This window comes from Paenibacillus sp. FSL R7-269, assembly GCF_000517865.1.
In the GTDB taxonomy this organism is placed as follows: domain Bacteria; phylum Bacillota; class Bacilli; order Paenibacillales; family Paenibacillaceae; genus Paenibacillus_AQ.
This window is the reverse complement of record NZ_ASPS01000025.1, coordinates 46847-68200: the sequence shown is the minus strand read 5'-3', so window position 1 is coordinate 68200 and position 21354 is coordinate 46847. Positions and strand designations below refer to the sequence as shown.

At 46.2% G+C, this 21354-nt stretch carries 12 protein-coding genes; 3 read left to right on the top strand and 9 right to left on the bottom strand.

Annotation, left to right across the window (positions count from 1 at the left end):
• Nucleotides 1–26 precede the first annotated feature (26 nt).
• The 4 genes from C162_RS12905 to C162_RS34355 all read right to left on the bottom strand — a co-directional run bounded on the left by C162_RS12905 (nucleotide 27) and on the right by C162_RS34355 (nucleotide 12206).
• The gene (locus C162_RS12905) at nucleotides 27–6221 is read right to left on the bottom strand and encodes a non-ribosomal peptide synthetase (RefSeq protein WP_051493442.1); all 6195 of its coding nucleotides are present in this window, start codon (nucleotides 6219–6221) and stop codon (nucleotides 27–29) included.
• Nucleotides 6222–6236: 15 nt separating this feature from the next.
• The gene (locus C162_RS12900; RefSeq protein WP_051493441.1) at nucleotides 6237–7442 is read right to left on the bottom strand and encodes an acyl-CoA dehydrogenase family protein; all 1206 of its coding nucleotides are present in this window, start codon (nucleotides 7440–7442) and stop codon (nucleotides 6237–6239) included.
• Nucleotides 7442–8164 (bottom strand): thioesterase II family protein, encoded by a 723-nt coding sequence (locus C162_RS12895; protein ID WP_036694872.1) that lies wholly within the window; start codon nucleotides 8162–8164, stop codon nucleotides 7442–7444. The genes C162_RS12900 and C162_RS12895 overlap by 1 nt, the downstream gene beginning before the upstream one ends.
• A 220-nt stretch (nucleotides 8165–8384) precedes the next feature.
• The gene (locus C162_RS34355; RefSeq protein ID WP_051493440.1) at nucleotides 8385–12206 is read right to left on the bottom strand and encodes an ATP-binding protein; all 3822 of its coding nucleotides are present in this window, start codon (nucleotides 12204–12206) and stop codon (nucleotides 8385–8387) included.
• A gap of 151 nt (nucleotides 12207–12357) precedes the next feature.
• Here C162_RS34355 and C162_RS12885 point away from each other — a divergent pair, with 151 nt between their 5' ends.
• The gene (locus C162_RS12885; protein ID WP_036694871.1) at nucleotides 12358–13113 is read left to right on the top strand and encodes a LytR/AlgR family response regulator transcription factor; all 756 of its coding nucleotides are present in this window, start codon (nucleotides 12358–12360) and stop codon (nucleotides 13111–13113) included.
• A gap of 18 nt (nucleotides 13114–13131) precedes the next feature.
• Here C162_RS12885 and C162_RS12880 read toward each other — a convergent pair whose 3' ends face one another.
• Nucleotides 13132–14043 (bottom strand): sensor histidine kinase, encoded by a 912-nt coding sequence (locus C162_RS12880; protein ID WP_051493439.1) that lies wholly within the window; start codon nucleotides 14041–14043, stop codon nucleotides 13132–13134.
• Nucleotide 14044: 1 nt separating this feature from the next.
• The gene (locus C162_RS12875) at nucleotides 14045–14719 is read right to left on the bottom strand and encodes a response regulator transcription factor (protein ID WP_036694870.1); all 675 of its coding nucleotides are present in this window, start codon (nucleotides 14717–14719) and stop codon (nucleotides 14045–14047) included.
• Between the two features lie 209 nt (nucleotides 14720–14928).
• Between C162_RS12875 and C162_RS12870 the strand changes: the two genes are divergently transcribed.
• Both C162_RS12870 and C162_RS12865 read left to right on the top strand, forming a co-directional pair.
• Nucleotides 14929–17583 carry a cation-translocating P-type ATPase gene (locus C162_RS12870; RefSeq protein WP_036694869.1) on the top strand — a complete coding sequence of 885 codons (2655 nt, stop codon included), beginning with the start codon at nucleotides 14929–14931 and terminating at the stop codon, nucleotides 17581–17583.
• 142 nt (nucleotides 17584–17725) lie between these two features.
• Nucleotides 17726–18553: a DUF2785 domain-containing protein gene (locus C162_RS12865; RefSeq protein ID WP_036694868.1), complete on the top strand. Its 828-nt coding sequence runs from the start codon at nucleotides 17726–17728 to the stop codon at nucleotides 18551–18553.
• A gap of 21 nt (nucleotides 18554–18574) precedes the next feature.
• On the opposite strand, the gene C162_RS12860 is transcribed toward C162_RS12865, so the two are convergent.
• The 3 genes from C162_RS12860 to C162_RS12850 all read right to left on the bottom strand — a co-directional run bounded on the left by C162_RS12860 (nucleotide 18575) and on the right by C162_RS12850 (nucleotide 21188).
• The gene (locus C162_RS12860) at nucleotides 18575–19261 is read right to left on the bottom strand and encodes a DUF5071 domain-containing protein (protein WP_036694867.1); all 687 of its coding nucleotides are present in this window, start codon (nucleotides 19259–19261) and stop codon (nucleotides 18575–18577) included.
• 11 nt (nucleotides 19262–19272) lie between these two features.
• Nucleotides 19273–20214 carry a metal-dependent hydrolase gene (locus C162_RS12855; protein ID WP_036694866.1) on the bottom strand — a complete coding sequence of 314 codons (942 nt, stop codon included), beginning with the start codon at nucleotides 20212–20214 and terminating at the stop codon, nucleotides 19273–19275.
• Nucleotides 20215–20300: 86 nt separating this feature from the next.
• Nucleotides 20301–21188: a M23 family metallopeptidase gene (locus tag C162_RS12850; protein ID WP_036694865.1), complete on the bottom strand. Its 888-nt coding sequence runs from the start codon at nucleotides 21186–21188 to the stop codon at nucleotides 20301–20303.
• Nucleotides 21189–21354: the final 166 nt, after the last annotated feature.

Genomic DNA, 21354 nt, shown 5'->3' with positions numbered 1-21354 from the left:
CTTTTCTGTGGCTTGCCCATATAATGTCAGCGGCGTTTGCTTCGATTGATTAATGCTTGTCTCTGTTTCGCCGCTTTCTCGCTAACAGCTGTATCCGCAATGGCTTCATTTACAAGCAGTTTACTCTGCGATTCTGCATCTTGCTGCATTAGGAACGCGGCCAAGCTGGCGATCGTAGGTTTTTCAAAAACGCGGACAACGGGGAACTGAATCCCGGTCTCTTGTACGATCTCTCTCCAAGCCCGGGTGATTGTCAATGAATCAATCCCAAGCTCCAGGAAGCTTTTGTGGACATCAAGCTGGGCATTCATGCCTGATTTCGCGAAAAATATACGATGGATTAGAGCTTCCATCTCATTCATTGCCGGGTTCGTGTTCCCCTGATCCGTTGGCCGTTCAATTGCCGGTTCCGGCAATGCCTTCAAATCGACCTTGCCAACCGGCGTGAGCGGCAATCTGTCCATAAATGTAAAGGATGAAGGCACCATATAATGCGGGAGCTTTTGAGTACAATATTTACGAATTTCCTCTTCTACTCGTTCTGGGAAGGACTCAATGGGTAAGTTGTCTTTCGCTTCCGTAGGAACTCCCCGCAGCGGATCTGCATAATCAACCCCTCCAGCCAATAAAGTATGAAGAAGGATATGATCTGAATCCAACGCCAATAGTTCGGGAACCCGACGCTCATCGGTTAATGCACCGATTTGGCATACTCCAATTTCATTCTGAATACCAGAGGTCTCCAGCAGCTGTATGATTAGACCCGCTTCAATCAGGCAATAGTCTCTGGAACGTTTGCCGTACAAGGGTTCAATCGCCGGGAGCTTTCCTATCAGGAAAATCGTAAAGGCCGCCGATTCGTATATCATTCTATTCTCAATGACATGCAGATCCCCATTCATTTCCTTGGAGGTACGGAGAGGAATCAGCGTATGATCCAAAGGATGATAATAATAAGTACCTCCGCTTAATCCAGCTACCTTATTGTCCTTAATACATAAATACACCTGCACAGGGTATAAATGTCCTGCCGAACCATAGCGGAAACGTTCTGCATCCCCAACTTCCCTGCCTTGCAGACACCCTAAGAAGCTGGAAAGAGTCCGCAGAGACACCTGAGTATCCAGAAAACGTCTGGAGCTGGACCGTTTAATATAATCGTCATGATCGAATGGTTGCGCCTCCAGCATTATCGTGTGTTCTCCCGTTTCTCCGGATTCACGCATTAACATTTCAGGCGCTCTAAGTCCCTTGTGGCTTAGTTTAAAAAGAATCCTTTCCTGCTTGTCAGTAATGAAGCTGTCGTCCCGCAGCTCTTGTGACATATTGCGGCCGAAATCATCTCCGCCTTGTTTTGCCATGTCCTCTGACTCAACCGCTGAATGCAGAACAAGATAGGAGGCTAAGCTGGCGTTTCCTTCTTTACCTAAGACCTTCTTAACTACAGCTCTTCTTACCTTCGGATGCTGATGAATCACGCTCTCGATTTCGCCCAGTTCAATACGGAAGCCGCCCAGCTTAATCTGGAAGTCTTCACGGCCCAGGAATTCGATATGACCCTCAGGATGAAAACGCCCTAAATCTCCTGTTCTATAGATCCGTTCACCTGTAACAGGATGCTGCACAAATGACCTCTTCGTCTTTTCCTGATCCCCAAAGTAATTCAAAGCGACTCCGGCACCGCCAATGTACAATTCGCCTGTCACCCATTCCGGGCAATCACTTAAATCCGGGTGAAGCACGTAAAACTTTTGATTGGACAAAGGTTTCCCGTACGGAATACTGCTCCAAGAAGAATCTATATAACGGAGAGGATGGTAGATCGACCAGATAGATGCTTCAGTAGCTCCGCCGAGACTGATAATTTCCGTAGCAGGCCCAAGCCGCCAAATACGCTCAGGAAGATGTAATGGAATCCAGTCACCACTCATTAGTACCGTCCTTAATTGGATGCTGCATCGCATCGCTTCTACTGTCTCCACCAGCATCTCCATCAAGGATGGAACCGAATTCCAAATCGTAACTTTATGCCGCTTCATCATCTCTAACCAATGTGCAGGGTTGCGTTCCGTAGACGGATCAGGGATAACAATAGCTCCTCCCGCCAGGAGAATTCCAAAAATATCGTACACCGACAAGTCAAAACTGAGAGAAGACAATGCCAAAATCCGATCCTTTTCATGAATCTCAAACTTATGATTAATATCCAGAATCGTATTAAGTGCTCCCAGGTGAGAGATGGACACCCCTTTAGGCAGTCCTGTTGATCCCGAAGTATATAACACATAGGCCAAATCATCCGGACTGGCATCAGTCTCTACAATTTTGACCTGCTCCTGTAAAATAGTCTCATCCACGACACAACAGGTTATGCCGGGAGGCAGGCCCTTAAGGAGGCGTTGGGCGAAAATAAACCTGACACTGCTATGCTCCATCACATATTCTTGACGCGCTTTAGGCAATGCAGGATCTATGCACACATAAGCGGCTCCTGCCATTACAACTCCTAGAACAACTACGATTTGTTCCCAGCATTTTTCCATAGATACAGCAATTAATTCATTCGGCCTAGCTCCCTGTGCTTTTAATGAAGCTGCAATAAAACTGGCACCGTTCAATATTTCCCCATACGTTAATGTACGTGCAGATGTAATGATTCCTGCATTCCCCGGCTTTTGAATCGCATGCTTCACAAACCGGCTGTACAGCATCTCATCAGGCACTTCGGACAACTGTGCTTCGGTCCGGTTATACGTAGTTCTCCGCTCCAGCTGCTTCTCAGGCAGAAGACCGCCGTCCAGACTGCTCCATCTCTCTGAATGTAAGGCCAGTTCCTCCAGGTATTTAATGTACACATGGAATAGATCATCCAGCATCTTATTTGGAAACAATTCTTCTATGGCATCCAGGCTTAGAATCAAATCGTCTCCCTCTTCATACACCTGGTGATCCAGGTACACCTGAGGCGTCTGGGATTGGGTCTCTACCTTTCCAAAAAAATTGTCGCCTCCACCGAATACCATGGAGGATTCGCTGGATATCGCACTTGTGAAGACTACTGGCAGAACAGACTCATATGGTGATTTCCCCCACTTATGACCAAGATCCCTAACTACATTAACACCACTGTAATAACGGTGATCCATATCTTCAGCCAGTTGGCGCTGTATCCGTTGCGCATAGTCCGCAAAGGATTCGGCTCGTGCCAGGTCTACTCCAAATACCAGAACTGAAGTGAACTCGCCAACGAGCAGGTGAATATCGGGATGAAGGGGCTGCCGGTTAAAGAGCGTCAAGTTCAGTGAATATTGTGCCGATTGGCTCCACATTCCGAGTATTTTGGAGTACGCCGAAAGAATAACTACAGAGGGCGTCACTCCGTGTAAGGAAGACTGTTCCTTTAACTTGTTCCACAGGTGTGAAGGAAGTGTGTAACTCCGGTGATGGAATTTGATTTCACCCAGATTCATTAACGACTTAACCAATGGCAGGACGGGGGCCTGAGGCAGCTGCTCCACACGATTTTTCCAATAAATCTCAGATTTCCGATATAACTCAGTTCCCTTAAGCAGCTCTAACGCATGGCAATAATCCCGGAAGGTGTAATTTAATTCATTGAGCGATGTTTCCAGATCTACATACGTCTGGTACCACTCTTTAAATAGCAGATTGATGCTCCAGATATCCGCAATCATTAGATCAATACTGAAATGCAAAATACTTTCCTGTGGGCCTAGCTTGCTATGATGAATTTCAAACATCGGCCAAGTATCCAGAGGGATAACCTGATGACTGAGTTTGCGTGTTATTTCTTCGCAGTGATCTTGTTGAAGGGTTGAATGCAGTGTACTTAAATCGTGGTAAGTAATATCATAGCTTGAGTTCGAATCTACTATAAGCTGTTTTCCGTCTGAAGTGATCATAGCTCTGAGCATTTCATGGCGCTTTACAATTTTCTGCCATGCAAGGTTTAATCGCTTATGATCCACATCCATTCGTTTCACCTTTATTTCGAGGTACCCGTGAGCGGCAATTCCACCTATCTCAAAGCCTTCATTACGCCCCATCCAATAGGCATTCTGAAGCTCCGTCAAAGGGAAGGTTTCACTCTCTACGTCCTTAATAGAACCGAGCGCTGCCAAATCCTCTAATGGATGTATTGACCCTTCTTTCGAATGGGTGAAATCCTTAATAATACATGCCAATTCCGCTAACGTGCAGTTGAATAGATCAGCCAGTTCAAGCTGGCACAGGAACATATCTTCGATTTTTTGCTTGAGCATCATCATCGCCATTGAATCGAGTCCCATAGTCACCATACTGCTTGTAATACGGACTTGCTTGCAGTCTATACGGGTTGAACTGCCAACTAGCTCAAGGAGGCACTTCTCGATTTGCTTTAATTCAGCGGATGGTTCTTTCACATCATTATTGTCCTGACCGGCGATACTGGTATGCAACACATCAAGCTCACCCTGCAAGTAGGCTTCTTTACACTGCTTGCGCTGAACTTTTCCACTGGATGTCTTATGTATCCCTCCAAAGCGCAATAACAAGATCCCTTGTACTTGTAATCCATGAATTTCAGCAACAGATTTACGTATGCTGTCACAGATCCCCAGTGCATCTATCCGGTTGGTCTCCGTCCGTTTAATTTCTTGGGCGATATATAAGCATTCCTGATTCCCCTCCGTGACAGCAAATGCTGCGCAGCTGTTAGGTACAAGCTGGGGATGGCAATGGGCTGCCGTAAACTCAATATCATTTGGATAATAGTTCGAACCCCGGATAATAATTACGTCTTTTATTCTGCCGCTAATGTATAGCTGCCCTTCCCATACAAAACCCAAGTCGCCTGTACGCATAAAAGGTCCTTCTCCCGTTACAGCCAAATAAGCTGCGAACGTATCGTTAGTGCTCTCAGGTTTATTCCAATATCCAATAGCGACGCTATCTGATGATACCCAAAGCTCTCCGACATGCCCCTCGGGACACTCTGTCAGGGTATCAGGGTTAACAATCACCACCTGTGTATCCGCTCTCGCTGCTCCCACACTGCAGTAACGTATCGTACCTGAATCCTTGCCGGCCGGTTCAGCGATATTCTGCTCAAGCTTATATTGATCTACATCCAATACCCGGACCGGACCACCCGTCGGCTTATGGGCTGTTACCGTAAGTGTCACCTCTGCCAGACCCCATGCAGGGGCCATAGCATTCTCCTTCCAGCCGCATACTTGGAAGGCCTGATTGAACACTTCCAGAGTAGAATATTGAACAGGTTCAGCACCGTTAATGGCTATAACAATGCTGGATAAATCTAGCTCCTGCTTCTGTTCGGCTGTAGCATGGAGAACGCAATGTTCATAGGCAAAGTTGGGCATAAGTGTCATGGTACCCTTAAAATCGGATATCGCTTTCAAAAACCGGAACGGTCTTGATACGAAATCTGCCGGCTGCATGAAGACTTGGCGATATCCTGAATAAATGGGCTGTAAGATCGTGAGCACAAGTCCCATATCATGATAATGAGGAATCCATGACACGCCAATGGAATCCTGTGTAAGGTCAAAGCTCCATTGGTTAACATCCATATTGTGCATGATGTTGTTATGCGTGATCATGACTCCCTTAGGTGTAGAGGTGGAGCCTGAAGTATACTGCAGGTAAGCCAGTTCATCTCGCTGGTAGTTCATTGGCTTGAAATCGTCCGGATTCACTTCCTCCGCCTGTTCCACTGTTAACCAATTAAAGGTTGTGCCGGAGAATTGATTATCGGTAAATTTTTTGATCGTTGAAATGCGCTTGCTATCGCTCATAAAGATTTGGGGATCACAGTCCTCTATGATAGACAACATCCGGTCAGACTTTCTTCTAGTAATGAAATGATAGAGAGGGACGGCAGTTACTCCCGCGTAAAGACAACCCAAAAAAGCGACAATAAAATCCAAACCATCCGGATACATTAGAATGGCCCGTTTCCCGGACAACCCCAAGCTTTGCATATAAGCAGCTACCTTGCGTGCTCCTGTATCCAGTTGTTTAAAGTTCAGCTTATGCTCCTGTCTTTTGTTACTCAAATATGTGAGAAAACAAAAAGCTGGTTGATCCGGGTGGATCGCTGCACGTTTTTGCAGTATCTCGACAATTGTTGAGTTCTTTTTCAATTCCTCAGAATCAAGAGTATCCGACGCTTGGACCACAGCATATAAGTCTCTCATGCAATATACCCTCCACTATTTAATTTTCACATAATGCCTTGCTATATTACTAAGCTGTATATTCGATGTGCCTTCATAAATCGTTCCGATTTTAGCATCTCTATATAACTTTTCTAATACATTTCCTTTCATGTATCCCTTCCCGCCAATAATCTCCAGGCATTGCGAGGCAGCTCTTTCCGCCACCTGAGAAGCGTACAGCTTAACCATGCTTGAATGAAGGACAAGCTCTCTAAAGTTACATTTAGCTTGTTTCATCCGCACCGCATTGTAGATCATTAATCGAACTGCCTGAATTTCCGTTGCCAGCTGAGCAAGAGGAAAGTGTACCCCCTGATAAGTGGAGATATATTCTCCAAATTGAATTCGTTCTCCTGAATATTTCACAGCTTCATCAAAAGCGCCTTGCGCAAGGCCCAACATTTGAGCACTTATACCAATTCTTCCATCTGACAACGTCTCAAGCAGGATCATTAGCCCTTTGCTTCGAGAACCCAAAACATTCTCATCGGGTACAAACACATTATCCATAATCATGTCGCAGGTGGAGCTTGCCCGGATTCCCATTTTTAATTGCGGCTCACAAACAGTTATTCCTTCAGATACGTTCTTGTCAATGATGAATGCGGTTAAATGCCCGCTGCTGGATGACTGTGCTGGATTGGAGGAAGGAACCTTCGCGAACATGATGAACAATTCGGCTTCAGCCGCATTGGTTACCCAGTGTTTTTTACCGTTCAAAATATACCCGTTGTCTACCTTCTCTGCCCGACAGGTCAAAGAGGCCGCATCACTGCCCGCTTCTTCTTCCGTAATGGAGAATGCACCTACAGTGCCGTTCGCCAATCTTGGCAAAAACCTTTCTTTCTGCAACTCGGTTCCCCAGCGTATAAGTGCATTAACTACCAGTGTATTATGCACATCGATAAAGACGGCTACTGCCGGATCAACAATTGCCATTTCCTCAATCGCCAGGATCGAATAGAAAAAGGGATGTGCTGATCCCCCATACGCCTCAGGAATTTCTATATTCATCAGCCCTTCTGTAAACAGACTATTTATAAGTCCTTTATCCATCTTCGCGTCATTATCCATTTGATGGATAAGCGGGCTAACTTCTATCTGGGCAAAATGCTTTACATGATTCTGAAACTTCTTCTCCTCATCCGAAAGATAATTCAGTGGTGCGGTTTCTTTTTTATGCGCAGTTATTGTTCTCATTAGTAACTCATACTCCTTTCAGCATATTTTCTGCTCAGCAGTGTCTCATTAATTAATGTTGTAACGCTCTTGGCTTGCTCAAAAAGATAGAAATGCCCTCCCGGGAATTCGATGAAGCTACAGCTTCCAAGAGTATAGTTCTTCCAGGCTTTGTTATCGGATTCGGTAAGTGTTGCATCCTCCTCCCCAGTTAATACAGTGATATCCGAGTTCCAGAGAAAGCCCCTATCTCTATATGAATATGTTTCTAACGCTCTATAATCGGCCCGCAAAATCGGGATGAACATCTGAAATAACTCCTTGTTCTCAATAAGCTCCCGTGGAGTTCCTCCTATCCGGTAGATTTCGTCGATGAACTGCTCTTCAGGGAATTCACTTATAGGACGTTTAGTACCCAAATGTGGCGGAAATCTCCCGGAGAGAAATACATGCTGAGGTTCATAGTATCCTGCAAGCAATAACCTGTTAATAAGCTCAGTAACGACAATAGTCCCCATACTGTGACCAAATAATATGTACGCAGAGCCATCCAGCTGCCTCCGAACCTTATTAAAGGCATCATCCACCATTTCCTCAATACTGCGGCATAACGGTTCTGTAAAACGGCTGCCTCTACCTGGCAATTCCATTGGAATAACGGATACCACGCCTTGAAAATAATCCTTCCAGTTCCCGTAAAACATGGCCGAGCCGCCTGCATAAGAAAAGCAAAATAACTTCATATACCAGTGACCTCCTCCCTCTTTCCAGAAAAATCTGTATTCCGCTCCCAATGTACTAACTATAAAGGGAGAAGTAGGTATAAATAACCCCTTTGTCCAGATAGGACTAAAAATGGACAATTAGGCTGGAAATTCGACCTCTTTCGGTAGAATGGATGCTTCGGAAGACTCCATAAAAAAAGAAAGCAGGATATTCTCCCACTCTCTTATTTGAATTTTTTTAATATACGTTAAGCTTTCGCCTTGAATAATCATGAATAAGGTACGGAAGGTCTATCAGCATTTCTGTTCCTGCACCCGGTTCGGTGATCACTATAATAGAACCATTTAGCCGTTCAATCAATTCTTTGACTACTGATAACCCGAGCCCATGACCAGCATAAGAATTCAGCCCAAAGCTTGTTGTAACACCTTCTTCAAAAATATTGTTGACTAAGTCTTCTCGAATGCCTTGTCCGTCATCCATAATTATGCAGTGAAGCCTTTCATTATCGTGGTGTAGTGAAAAATGACATTGAATGGTGCCGTAAGGGCTCTTGCCCCTGCTTATCCGCTCACCCGAAATCTCAATTCCATGTACAATACAGTTTCGCAGCAGATGGGTCAGGATCTGTGAGATTCCGCGGTGAAGGTCCACATTAATTTCAATATCCGCGCCTGTAACGACTAACGGATTTATGTTCTTGCCAATTTCTCTTGCCAGTGTTAACAATTCTTTTGAATTTAAATCTGTTACCTCTGAAATACTTTTTAAGCTTGTTGTTTCATTCCCAGACACATGCGCCTGCTCCAAGAAGGTTTCCCCAAAAATTTCTTCAAGCAGCTCCATATCCTTCTGAATCCATGTATCAAATAATTTCAATTCATCTATTATTGTTGTTAAATCGCCTTGCTCCTTATGTGCTCTCCTTGTGAATTCATATAATCGTTTCTCCATCTCGTAAATATTGGATGAACTTGTATGCATATGAAATGATTTAAAATATCCTTTGAACGTATGTATGGTCTTATATATCCCCATCACCTCCTCTAACAACAATTCGTGTCTGCCTTCAATCAGGTAGTTTAGAGAAAGGGAGTACTCACGGTATTGCTGTAAATAATCACAAAAGAGATTATGATTGCTTCTTACCTGTACTATCATTCTCAATTGCTGCCGTTCCTTTTCCAGATGCTGCTCCAACAATCGTTGCTGGGTGATGTCCTTGATGGTAACTAGGCAAATCTTTTTATTTGTCTGTTTGCAAGTAAAGAACCGGTACTGAATTCTATAGAGCAGATCATCTGCTTCATACGTATCCGGCAATAGGGCAAGATAGGTATCTAACTGATTTTTTTTAAGTTGTGAATGAAAAAGCTTCTTAAGAAGATCCCTAACAAATTGTTGATTCTCCGCATGATGCGGGCAAATTAATCTGGGGAAATCATACTGTTCAATAGAAAAACCGAATATCGCCAGGCATTCCCGGCTGTAGTCCGCTTGAACCTGAAGATCGTCTTCAAATTGCAAGAATCCTTGTCCCGCATGATCTAACATGTTTCTGATTCTACTTATTCTTTCAGATAGCATAAGTTCTATATTTTTGTTGCTCTTGGTTAACTGGGTATGCATTTTTATACGTGCCAACAGCTCCTGCTTTGACACGGGTTTGACTAAATAATCGTTTACTCCGGCATCCAGGCCCTTTGCCAGGTCTTGCTCAAGATTGGAGGAAGCCAACATAATGATTGGCAGATCTCTAGGAGAATACATCTGCCTCAATCGTTGGGAGAGTTCAAATCCTGACATCTGCGGCATCATAATATCCGATATAATCAGATCAGGCTCAAATCCTTTATTGATCAGCTCAATGGCCTCACTCCCGCTTAATGCGAACATAACCAGATATTGCTCAGATGACAAAAAGTTGAGCAAAGCTTGAGCATTAATTGGCTCATCATCAACAATGAGAATAAACGTTTTCTGAGAATATCCAGCATCATTAGGCAGATTGTGTTCTGCAGCCGGGTCCGTCATATCATATGTATCTGCAGCTATGCCTTCCTCAGGAAGGTGAACCGAACAGCCGTTAGGCTCCGAAAAGATGGGGAGTGTAAATATCACGGTGGTTCCCGCTCCCAGGTCTGAGATGAGATGAAAGTCGCCGCCGTGGGATTGAACCAAGTGTTTAGCGATTACCAGACCTACTTCCTCTACTCCTCCATCAGCAAAGAATTGGGTATCCGCTTCTACACAGCTCTCGATGATTTCACACCTCTCCGGCGTTATCCCCACTCCTGTATCCCGAATTTCAATCTGAACATATCCTTCGATTACCTTCGAGCTAATCTCTATATTTCCCCAATTGGTAGATTTAATAGCAGTTTCGATTAGATAATAAATGATTTGCTGAACACGGCCTTCATCCGCATCTACAAGCGGAACATTGGGATCAATCCTATTCGCAATTTTTACTGGTTTACCCTGAAGCTGAGTACGACAAGAAAGGATAACCAGTTCGGCTATCTCTCTTAACGAAATGGCCTTACGATCCAGGGTTGTTATTTCATACTTAAGCTTGGTAAAGTCCAATATTCCGTCAACGAGATTAGTCAGCCTTTTCCCGCTGATCACAATCATGGATAAGCTCTTTTTAATCACTTCGTCTAAATAGCCGCTTCTGCCCTCTATAAGTGAATCTGCAACCCCAATCATCCCTTTTAAAGGAGCAAGCAGTGCATGGGAGGTCTTGAACAAGAAGTCATCTTTCATGGTATTCAATCCCCGTAGTTCCTCATTCTGCTCCTCTAATTTCATTAAATATAGCTTATTTTGATCAGAAATTTTCGAAAAGCGTCTGTACAGAAATATGGAAAAAGTCATCATCATACACAATAAGGACCAGGGCAAGGAAATTTGTACCGGATGAGGCTGCAAATTCATGCCTCTTCCCGGAAGAAAAATAAAAGAATGCAAGAGGTGATCAATGTGATCTTTCATATTGATTAGCAGAAATACGAATACGCCATAGCTTAATATAATCAATTCCTGATCCATTGTTCTTTTGATTAGAGAAAGGCTCAAGGTAACACTCAGAATTGAAAACACAACAAAAACAAAGACAGAAAACAAGATGTGATAATTAATTCTGTCCAGTAGCTCCATATCAAAACACATCAATGTGATTACGAAAAAGAACAGCAGAATAGCTCCTTGCTTTAACACTCTTATTACTTTATTGTTAATCGTCTGCTTCTGGTACATCATTTCTACAAGCGAGAGAAAGGGTACGCATATAAAAGAAATAGCTGTAATATGGAGATAAGAATCCAGCACCGGAGTGTTCCACAAAAAACGGGTCTGCACCTGCTCAGTAACAGCAATAATGCCACCACTTACAGAAAACAATGATAGATGTAGTAGTGAAGGTTCTTTTTTGTATCGAAAAAAAACGAAGAGTGCCAAAAAACCCACAAAACCTAGAATGACACCAGCCGCGTAGTTATCAAGATCCCCATAGAAAAGCTCTCTAATTACACTCGAATTAGTGCCTATCATTATTTTGGGCTCAAACCCAAGATGTCGGCTATTTGAATTGACACGAAAAAAAACATCGTGTCCCAGCAATTCTTCATCTAATTCAATATAATGCGAAGTCCAGCTGGCAGATGATTGTTGAGACGGCTTCAAATCACTGGAAGCATACTGCAGCTTATTGTTAGAGTATACTTCGAACCTATCATGAACCCGGTAAATATACAGATAAGGATGCTTCCAAGCTGCATCTGGAAGTTTAATTTTAAACCATACATACTGTTCTTCTGTTTCTCGTGCTCTGGATAGGAACGTTGAGCTAGAAATCTCCCACGGAGTTTTGTCCAGATAGGTCCACACAGGTACTCCGCTTTCATCATAAGGGGAATCGCCAAGACGGTACTCCGGCTTGTCCAGTACTACAAAAGAGGAAGTGGTATGACTACTATGAACAAGAAAATATCCTCCATTTTCCAAACAAACAATGATAAAAATAAACGCACAAATATATACCATATGCTTGAGCATCCCAGACAACCACCCCTGCTTCTCCGCTCATAGGTTATTAAAGTACCTTCCAATAATATAGCTAAGAAATAACTCATAGACTTTTTTCTGTCAAAAATATAAAATATACTGAAAACACTCATATGATTCTCAATTATAAAAGGAGATCGCCATGAAAGAACGATATTCTTGTATTGTTGCAGAAGATGACTATCATGTAAGAAAACAATTAATTCAGGCTGCCTTAGGTGCAGGACTCAATCTGCTGGATAGCGTCTCCTCGGGAACAAGATTAATGGAAAGTGTAATGAAGTACAAACCTGATATCATTATTACCGATATTCTTTTGGACAGAATGGATGGTTTATCCGCTTGCAGCAATCTAATCAAACAAGGATTCCCGCTGCAAATTATTGTGGTTTCAAACTCTTTTTTGCCCGAACATTACAGTATTGGATTTGAACTGAATCTGGTGGACTTTATCAACAAGCCTATACAGGAAGCCCGACTGGACAAGGCTCTCAGGCAAGCCAAAACCAACCTTAATGAACAAAGACTTCTCAACCAGTTGCTACACGAAAAAGCACATTTGATCAATATTAAACAACGATATTACGACATAGATGTTAATGAAGACCATATTTTTTTTATAGAAAAGACAGACAAACGATTATTCAAAATTTATATGGCCAATAATTCTGTCATAGAGACCAGTACGAATCTGGAGCAGATCAAAGAGCAATGTTCTCCTAATATATTCATTCCCCACCGTAGCTATCTGGCCAATATTATACATATACAAGCAGTTATTCCGTTCCCCTCTATACCGGGAAATCACGAAATTATCTATCCAGACAGTCATTACAGGGTACCCTTGACCAGAAGGAACTACGCAACTTACAACCTATTAAAAAACAGCCTTCTGTAAGACGCTTTAGCTGCTTCATTAAGCTCTAACCACCGGCAACGTTATTTGAAAAGCTGTCCCTTCCCCCGGGCTGCTTACTGCCCGAATATGTCCGTGATGCTTCGTCACAATCCACTTGGCGATAGCAAGCCCAAGACCGGATCCCCCACCGTCTCTTGATCTGGCTTTATCAACCCTGTAAAAGCGGTCAAAAATCTTCTCCAGATGTTCCGCTTCTATTCCCACACCGGAATCGGCCACTGACAGTTCTACAGTCTTGTCTTTCTTGACCATTTGAACTGTAATTTGGCCGGATCGGTCAGTGTAACGAAGAGCGTTATCCATTAAAATAATGATTAACTGCTTTAATTTCTCTGGGTCTCCCCAGCAGTATGTATTCGGTTCAAGATCGAAAACTAAGGTAACGTCTGCATTAGCTGCATGAGGTTCAAAAGGGATAAGCGCTTCAAGAAGAACTTGATCCAGATCCATCCACACCAGGGAGAAGGGATGCTCATTGGCATCTGCACGTGAAAGCATCAGTAGATCGTTAACCAGATGGGTCATTCTTTTATTCTCCATGAAGATATTATCCAGCCACTTTTTCTGGCTCTCAACGGTCTCCTCAGGGTTGCCCAACACAAGCTCCAGATTCGTCTGAATAACAGTGATTGGCGTACGCAGTTCGTGCGAAGCATCCGCTGTGAAATCAATTTGTCTCTGCCATGCCTTTCTCGCCGGAACCAACGCTTTACCGGCAATGAACCAGCTCCCCAGAAATACCAGAAGTAACGTAATGAGGAGAAGTGGAAGTGATTTATACAGCAAAGGAAACAAAGCATCATGATTGCGGGGTGATTTCCAGTAAATCGCCAGTGAGAACAATAACACTATACTGCCTATTACTGTGATATTAATAAATGTTAATCTCCATCTGACCTTTTGAAGCATGTTAGGCCTCCTTCAGGCAGTAGCCCACGCCCCGCACGGTATTAATGGTAATTCCACATGCATTGGGGATCAGTTTCTTACGTAAATAATAGATATAGATTTCCACGCTGCTCATCTCGACGTCAGTATCGAATCCCCAGACCCGCTCCAGGATTTGTTCTTTGGTCAGTACATGTCCTTGGTTACGGATAAGCAAATCCAACAGTTGTGCCTCTTTTTGTGTGAATTTTATAGTAGTAGAATCACAGATAGCTTCACCCAGCAACGGATCAAAAGTTAGTGCGGCAATCTTGACCTTATTGTCTGTAAAAGCAGCTTCAGAGCGCCTACCGAGCGCCCGTACTCTGGCTACGAACTCATCCACGGAGAATGGCTTGATCAGATAATCATCGGCCCCTGCATTCAGTCCCTCTACCCTGGACTCCACGGCATCTTTAGCCGTCACGATAATCACAGGAGTCTTAATTTGGATGGAGCGCAGATATTTCAAAATATCTACTCCCTCCTTGCCAGGAAGCATCCGATCCAAAACAATTACATCATACCCTCCCATCTCAGCCATACCTTGACCTATAATTCCGTCATTCGCTACATCCACCGTAATATTATTCTTATTCAAAATATACACTAAGGCTTCGGAAAGTCTCTGCTCATCTTCCACTAATAAAATCCTCACGGAATCAGCTCCATTTCGATTCCTCAATTTAGAAAAAAAGTTTATATTTATAAAATATACCCTACTTTCCTTTGAATTTCATTAGAATTCTCAGAAATTATCTAAGAACAGCCGCCCGTACTGAAAATCTTGAAACTTGTCATACTATATAACGTAAATTTGGACCATACAGACTAAAGAATAACATACGGGAGAGGAGCTTGTACCTGATGGAGTATTACCGCCGCAATATATCAGAAACCCTGGAAGAAGTCGGCAGTTCCGCAAGCGGGCTTACGTCTGCTGAAGTAGATAACCGGCTGGCCAAGGAAGGCTACAATGAGTTGAAGGGCAAAGCGAAGGACCCGCTCTGGAAGCTGTTTCTGGAGAATTTCAAAGATCCTATGGTCATTGTGCTGCTCATCGCGGCTACAGTTCAGATCGTAATGGGACATATTATGGAATCCGTCATCATCTTCGTGGTGCTGATTCTGAATGCTGTAATCAGTGTGGTGCAGACCCGGAAGGCGGAGAGCTCACTGGACGCCCTGCGCAAAATGTCCGCACCCGAAGCCAAGGTCATGCGGGACGGGGCCTTACTGTCGATTCCGGCCAGGGAGCTGGTCCGGGGCGACATCGTCTTCCTGGAGGCTGGCGATTATGTGCCTGCGGATGGACGGATTATTGAATCCGGGAGTCTGCGGATTGACGAGGGCATGTTGACCGGCGAATCTGAAGCCGTGGATAAGCATACCGACCCTATCCCTCAGGAGGCTCCGCTGGGCGACCGGCGCAACATGGCCTTCAGCGGCTCACTGGTCGTCTATGGCCGGGGAACACTGGTGATTACAGGAACGGCACTCGGCACCGAGCTCGGGAAGATTGCCGGGCTAATCGAGAGTGCTGAAGCCAAGCAGACGCCCCTGCAGCGCAAGCTGGAGAGCTTCGGCAAAAAGCTGGGAATCGCTGTCCTGTTGCTGTCTGTGCTGATCTTCGCCATTCAGGCCGCACGCGTCTGGCTCTCGAATGACACGGTGGACACCACCGAAGCCATCCTGAATGCCCTGATGTTCGCTGTAGCAGTAGCCGTCGCCGCTATCCCCGAAGCGTTGTCTTCTATCGTAACCATTGTGCTCTCCGTGGGCACGAACAAGATGGCCCGTCAGCATGCTATTATCCGTAAGCTGCCTGCAGTAGAGGCACTGGGATCAACGAGTGTCATCTGTACGGACAAGACCGGAACACTAACCCAGAATAAGATGACGGTTGTCGATTATTTCCTCCCTGGAGGGCCGGAAGAGCAGTTCAAGCTGAAGGCCGATGACTGGTCGGAAGAAGCCCGCAAGCTGCTGCACATCGCCGTACTCTGTAACGATTCCAATATTAATGAAGAAGGCAAGGAGCTGGGCGACCCGACCGAGGTAGCACTGATTGCCTTCAGCAACAACAAGGACAGGGATTACCGCGAGATCCGCGATAATTTCCCGCGCGAGGCCGAGCTGCCGTTCGATTCGGAACGCAAGCTAATGACCACGCTGCATACGTTCGAAGGACAGAAGGCGCTCCTTACCAAAGGCGGCCCGGATGTTCTGTTCAGCAGATGTTCCCATGTCCTGCTGGAGGGCCAGGAGGTTCCGCTGTCAGAGGAGGTCCTGGAATGCTTCAATGAAGCCAACGAACAGTTCTCCAGCAGAGCACTGCGCGTGCTTGCTTACGCCTATAAGAATGTACCGGACACGGTGACAGAGGTGGGCCTTGAAGATGAACAGGACCTGGTTCTGGTCGGCCTGTCGGCGATGATTGACCCGCCGCGCGAAGCCGTATATGGCTCTATTGCCGAGTCGAACAAAGCAGGTATCCGCACGATTATGATCACCGGGGACCATAAGACCACCGCCCAGGCGATCGGCCGCGACATTGGACTGATGGCGGAGGACGAAATCGCCGTCACTGGCCAGGAGCTGGACGCGATGTCCGAAGAGGAGCTGGACAGCAGGCTGGAGCAGATCGGCGTCTATGCCCGCGTCTCCCCGGAGAACAAGATCCGGATCGTCCGGGCCTGGCAGCGCAAGGGTAAAATCACCGCCATGACTGGTGACGGTGTCAATGATGCCCCTGCACTGAAGCAAGCCGATATCGGGGTTGCGATGGGCAGCGGAACCGATGTCGCTAAGGATTCGGCAGCTATGATCCTCACCGATGATAACTTCGTATCGATTGTAAATGCAGTGGCCGTTGGCCGGACAGTGTTCGATAACATTAAGAAGGCGATCGCCTATCTGTTCGCGGGCAATCTGGGTGCGATTATCGCCATCCTGTTCGCCCTGATCTTCGACTGGATCAATCCGTTCACGGCCATTCAGCTGTTGTTCATTAACCTGGCGAATGACTCCCTCCCGGCGATTGCGCTAGGCATGGAAAAGGCCGAGCCGGATGTAATGAGCCGCAAGCCGCGGGACATCAGCGAAGGCATCTTTGCAGGCGGGATGATGCAGGCAGTGATTACCCGTGGTCTGCTAATCGGGATTGCCGTGATTATCTCCCAGTATATCGGGCTGCAGCATTCGGATGAAATGGGAATTGCGATGGCCTTCACCACACTCATTCTGGCGCGCACCCTGCAGACCTTCGCAGCCCGCTCCAACAGCCAGACTTCTGTGGAAGCCGGATTCTTCAGCAACAAATATGTAATCGGCGCGGTCATGATCTGCTTCGCCTTCTATGGCATTGCGGTCCTGCCTGGTGTCCGTGAGATCTTCTCAATCCCTGCCACGTTCGGAATGAACCACTGGCTGACCGCCACCGGACTCGCCCTAGGCGCAGTCATTGTGATGGAGCTGGCGAAGCTGATCCGCCGCCTCCGGCCTGCGAAGCAGGCCGGATAGTGAAGCAAGTGGTCACGCACCCGCCACAGACAGCCTGTACCGCATCTCGATTGCGGTGCAGGCTATTTTGAGATAACATCCGTCCTTGAACAGTGATAGAATGGCGAAAGTAACATCATCTCAACAGCAGGAGGCACACAGATTGAATATCAAAGAAACGCTCCAATTCATCCAAACCAATAACTATCAGGCACCCCCGGACGCTTTCCCACTGGCGCAAGACATGCTGCTTCATATCGGTTCTATAGATGCTGAACTGCGGGATGATCTCATCTACACCACCTTCTCTCACTGGATTCCAGGCGATGTGCTGTCCGTACCTGAACTGGAACAGCTCCTCCTCACCACGCTGGATACGGACCATCTGCATTATAAGCTTGGGGAACAGGGTACAGATTCCGTGTTCACCCGCTCCTTCTCCATGCTCATTGTACCGCTGCTGCTCATCAGACATAGAGCCTCTCCCTTCCTCTCACAGGAGCAGATTCATGAGGTCAAGAAGAAGGTGTTGTACAGCATACAAGAAGAGCGGGATTACCGCGGGTACGATGAAGATAAGGGCTGGGCTCATGCCATCGCGCACGGGGCGGATGCTCTGGACGATCTGGCGCAGTGTTCGGAGCTGGAGCATAAGGATCTCATGGACATCCTGCATTTAATTCACAGCAAGATGACCATAACGGATCGGGTATATTCGGATGGCGAGGACGAGCGAATGGTAAGAGCTGTAATCAGCGTCCTGAATAGACGACTCCTAAGTAAGGATGATGTGGAGCGGTGGATTCAATATTTTTATGAGGCCAAAGTGAGTGCAAGTACAGATTTCCTTCCCGCCTTCCGGCAGAAGAACAACATCAAGAACTTCCTCAAGAGCTTGTACTTCCAAGTCAAATTCTACCAGACGGATGCCGCCCTCTGCCCGGTGATCGAGCAAACCTTGTACCAAGTGGATAGCGTGTATTATGGCTGACTGATCCTTCAGCGCGTGATGCTACTCGGAGCCTGACACTTCACTGACCAGTTCCTCAATTTCACTTATGAAGTCATGAAGACTGGATTTCCGGTCACAGAAGTTGAACTCTTCCTGATGCTGCTCAATATAAAATTTGGATAATCCCGGTTTGGAGATCACTTCACGGAATCCTCGTTGCAGCGCTTCACAATCAATGCCGGGATACGCGCTGTCCAGCTCCACAATCTCTGCACGGGCTCTCTGTTTCTTGTCCGCTAATATTAGTAGAACTGCTTCTCCCGAATAGATCTGGTGGACCCATAGCGTCCGCAAGGCCTTCAGAGCAATTGTGGTCCCTCCAGTTAGCCGGATTAGCTCCTCCTGAATTTGAGCGATCTGTTCCTTGTTCCAATTCCTGAATACCTCTTGAATATATGGAATTAACGGATCACCGACCTCTCTCAAAAAAGGAGCAATCCGGCGAGATCCCGGCCAATTCATGTCCTGAATCCACTCCAGCAGTCCCGGCAGGATAGGCTTCACCCGCGGATAGCCCAGCTTAACAATAACCTCCGCCGCTCCGCCCCAATACTCTTTGCCTAACGGCTGCAACAATAGATGAAGCTCCGCATCCTGGATGTCCTGAAGCTTCTGAATAGCCTCCGCTTGTTCGCCTTCAGATGTATCCCAGTCTAGCTTTTGAATGAGTGCTTGAATGTCTTCCACGTGCTATCCCCCTACTTTGCAATCTTCGATTCTTCCTGCCACTCTCCATCCTTATAGATGAAATGGAGGGGATTCCCTTCCCGGTCCCGTGCAACAATCTCAACCGCAGGCCCGTCGCCGCTCTCCTCCATCACCTCAAATGAAGCCTCATCCCCGGCAGGGGGCATCCGGTATACATACTCCAGCCCGTCTTTTCCCGTATTGCTGCGGACAACGTCCCCCTTCACGGCATAGATCAGGTTAGCATCCAACCGGATGCCACCGCCCGGTACAGCCAACACCCCAAGCACCCTGCGCTGGGAGTCGATGACGTCAAACCCCATTTTCCAAAAATCCGTAAGTCTATGAACCTGATTATCCCTAAGCGGATACACTTGTACTGCGGCCTGTGGAGTTAGCGTGAACTTACGCGGAAGCCCTTGCTCCAGCTGCATCAGCATGGCGAGCTTAAGACCGAGGTACAGGACAAGAAGCACGGCACAGGCTGCATTGAGCACCCGTCTCTTGCCCAAAGACACCGGAAATACAAAACTCATAACCCCCACCAACATAGGCACCCATACCGTAGGATCACCGAGATAGATCAAGGGCAGGGTATAAGCTTCGCTGGACAGCGGATAGACCAAATGGACCCCATGTCCCAAATAATCCACCAGAATATGCCCCAGCACACTCCCAGCAAAACATAGGTACAAGTGGATATACGAATATTTTTTCAGCAGCAGCCTGAACAGGAACACAATTGGAACCATAACCAGCCCCATGACTATAATGGAATGCGACCAAGGAGATACATATCTGTTCCCCAACAGATCCGGCACAATTCCCAAGAACGAGGTCAGTCCGAGCAGAACAATCTTTTCCCTGAAAGAAATCTCATAGCGCATGAGCACCATCGATACAATGAAACTGCCCGTAAGCAGATGTGTAGCAATGTGCATAGCCAATATCATAGACACCTGTAATCCCCCCGCTTTGTTGGTTAAGCTTCACTACTCAGAGCCTGACAAGTTATTAACAAATGGAGCGGGGAAAAGGTTCACTCGTCTTCATGCACCAAGTTTGGCACAATCACTTCACCCTTAACAGGCATAGATCCGCCCTCGGCATTATCAAAATACAACGGCAGCCCCTCCGCCATAATAGGCATCCACATGCGTGTAGGATCTTGGCGCTGATGGTGGATATGCAGATGGGGCTCAGAGGTGGAGCCGCTGTTCCCAACGTGTCCGAGCAGGTCACCTGTCTGCACCTTGTCGCCTACAGTAACGGTAACGCTATACTGCTTCAGATGATTGAGCAAGAGATATGTCCCTGTAGCCGGAACCTTCAGATAGACATAATTACCCTCCATTGATAGAATATCCTCCGAACCGGGCGGTATATCAGCCTCTTCATCATAAGCAGCGATAACCACTGCGTCCAGCGGTGCATAGACCTCCTGATTCCAGATGCCGTAATCTTCAGGATTACGGCTCCCCGTGTTGTAGGGTTCCATCACCAGATCATAAGCCCAGCGTTCGGAGGGCCAAACGGCATGTGGCGCATTATCCTCTACGGCATCTCCACCCCAGCCGACAACACTCACTGACTGAAGCGGCAGCTGAATTGTAAGCCCCGGCTTAGTGGCTGCAATAGCTGTTGGATAGGCAAGCGGAATGATATTCATGGTCAAAAGAAAGTGGCTAATCAGTACAGCTGATATTCCTATGTTCAGCAACAGTCCCTTTGGACGTACACACCTCACAAGCTTAGCCGCCAGCCCAATCAAATTAACGACAGCCCATATCCCTCCCACAGCAGGAACTGCAAATTTCAGTGCCAGCCAGGCATAAACGCCGACCATCCCATGAATCCACAATGCGCTGGCCCAACACCCAAGCGTCAACAATATGAACAGCAACGATAGAACATTTGATTTTCTCATAACAGATTCAGCTCAGCTCCCGGAATGAACATATGTATGAAGTCTCATTAATTAGACGACATCTGTAACGGGATAAACTGCAAACCTATAGAGAATATTATAAACCAAACAGCGGTACCCTGGCCCCTTAAGACCGGCTACCGCTGCTTATTCAACACACTATTGT

What these genes read in the sequence shown, in the direction of transcription:
- C162_RS12870 (WP_036694869.1), top strand. Translation starts at nt 14,929, where the DNA reads ATGGAGTATTACCGCCGCAATATATCAGAAACCCTGGAAGAAGTCGGC.
- C162_RS12850 (WP_036694865.1), bottom strand. Translation starts at nt 21,188, where the DNA reads ATGAGAAAATCAAATGTTCTATCGTTGCTGTTCATATTGTTGACGCTT.
- C162_RS34355 (WP_051493440.1), bottom strand. Translation starts at nt 12,206, where the DNA reads ATGCTCAAGCATATGGTATATATTTGTGCGTTTATTTTTATCATTGTT.
- C162_RS12900 (WP_051493441.1), bottom strand. Translation starts at nt 7,442, where the DNA reads ATGAGAACAATAACTGCGCATAAAAAAGAAACCGCACCACTGAATTAT.
- C162_RS12880 (WP_051493439.1), bottom strand. Translation starts at nt 14,043, where the DNA reads ATGCTTCAAAAGGTCAGATGGAGATTAACATTTATTAATATCACAGTA.
- C162_RS12855 (WP_036694866.1), bottom strand. Translation starts at nt 20,214, where the DNA reads ATGATATTGGCTATGCACATTGCTACACATCTGCTTACGGGCAGTTTC.
- C162_RS12895 (WP_036694872.1), bottom strand. Translation starts at nt 8,164, where the DNA reads ATGAAGTTATTTTGCTTTTCTTATGCAGGCGGCTCGGCCATGTTTTAC.
- C162_RS12885 (WP_036694871.1), top strand. Translation starts at nt 12,358, where the DNA reads ATGAAAGAACGATATTCTTGTATTGTTGCAGAAGATGACTATCATGTA.
- C162_RS12905 (WP_051493442.1), bottom strand. Translation starts at nt 6,221, where the DNA reads ATGAGAGACTTATATGCTGTGGTCCAAGCGTCGGATACTCTTGATTCT.